Source organism: Tepidimonas sp., assembly GCF_046292505.1.
Classification (GTDB): Bacteria; Pseudomonadota; Gammaproteobacteria; order Burkholderiales; family Burkholderiaceae_C; genus Tepidimonas.
This window is the reverse complement of the sequence record NZ_JBKBQX010000243.1, coordinates 1-573: the sequence shown is the minus strand read 5'-3', so window position 1 is coordinate 573 and position 573 is coordinate 1. Positions and strand designations below refer to the sequence as shown.

Below are 573 nucleotides of genomic sequence, written 5' to 3'. Positions count from 1 at the left end.
GGGTGCGCCTTACACCGACTGGCCCAACCGCCGCGACCCCGACAAACGCCTCAAAGTGGGCTTCGTCTCGGGGGACTTCCGGCGGCATCCGGTGGCCTACTTCACGGTCGGGCTCTTTGCCCACCTGCCGCGCGAGGCGGTGGAGGTCTATGCCTACCACAACCACACCGCCAGTGACGACATGACCGCGCGCATTCAGAACGCGGTCGATCACTGGCGGGTCATCGCCGAGTTTTCGACGGAGGCGGCCTGCGAGCTCATCCGCTCCGATGGCATCGACGTGCTGATCGATCTATCCGGCCACACGGGCTATCACCGGCTGGATGTCTTTGCCAAGAAGCCAGCGCCGGTGCAGATAAGCTGGCTGGGGTTTATCACGACGACCGGGATTGCTACGGTTGATTATTTTGCCGCCGATTCGGTGATCTTGAACGAGCAAACCGCATCCGCGTTCGTTGAGAAGCCTTTGTCCTTCTATCACTGGGCGCCGTTGCCGGAGGATATTCCAGAATTGGATAGTTACGAAAAAGATGATGAGAGTTTTTACTTTGGATCATTCAATAATGCATTCAA

The 573-nt window shown here is 57.9% G+C and carries 1 pseudogene; it reads left to right on the top strand.

Annotated elements, in window-relative coordinates:
* Positions 1-573 (top strand): annotated as a pseudogene (locus ACK4TH_RS13045) (hypothetical protein); the annotation flags it as partial.